The sequence below is a fragment of the Oleiphilus sp. HI0043 genome, assembly GCF_001634935.1.
Genome location: NZ_LWEY01000276.1, coordinates 1 through 919 on the forward strand (window position 1 = coordinate 1; position 919 = coordinate 919).

Sequence of the window (919 nt, forward strand, 5' to 3'; positions counted from 1 at the left end):
CGATTGCCCAAACCTGGGGGCTCGACCTGTCATTTATTGCTTATGAAGATGAAAATCTTGTGGCTTCAGATCTTAAGGAAGGTAAGTGTGATATCGGCATCGTTACTGCAATTCTGTCACGAGACTTTGTACAATTTGCCGGCACTCTCGATGCCATTGGCGGCATTACCTCGGAACGAAAACTTCATAAAACTCTGGCAGCCATTACCTCCCCAAAAGCCGTTGAATTAATGTCGGACGGTGACTATGAAGTCGTCGCTTCACTACCCGTTGGCTCCATGTTCGCTTTCGTAAACGACAAGAAAATTAAAGGAATCAATGACTTTAAGGGTAAAACTCTTGCGGTGCTAAATGGCGACATCCAAACGCGCATGTTTGCAGAACTCTCGGGGGCGGTTCCTATCAAGGTGACACTTTCAAATTTCTCTGAGCATTTTAACAATGGAGGACTGGATATCGTCCTCATGCCCGCGCTAGCCTATAACACCTTCGAACTATATAAAGGTCTTGGCGAGCGAGGGGGAATTCTTGATATACGCTTGTTTTACGGCATGCTCCAGGCTATCTCTATCAAGTCTGAGTTTAGCGAAGACTTCGGTACTAAAATGCGCCACTATATTGTTAACCGGATGAATAATATTTCCACCCTTATTAACAATGCCGAAAAACAGATCCCCAAAAAATATTGGATCAGAACCGACCAGTCGACCAAAGATGAGTTAGAGGATTTCTACAAGAATATTCGTTTAACGCTTAAGGTTACAGATCGCTTTGATGCCCGCGCTTTATCCTTATTATGGAAAATACGCTGCCATACCTCTCCTCATCGAGAAGAGTGCATCATGCCTAAGTAATCGACTCGCCTTACGATAGCACTAGTCACACATTCTGAGAGGGATCGTTGCTAACGAAGACTCGC

At 44.6% G+C, this 919-nt stretch carries 1 protein-coding gene; it reads left to right on the forward strand.

Annotation, left to right across the window (positions count from 1 at the left end):
- Positions 1-854 (forward strand): putative solute-binding protein (locus tag A3729_RS32190; protein WP_068633224.1); only part of this gene is annotated, 854 nt, incomplete at its 5' end.
- Positions 855-919 lie beyond the last annotated feature (65 nt).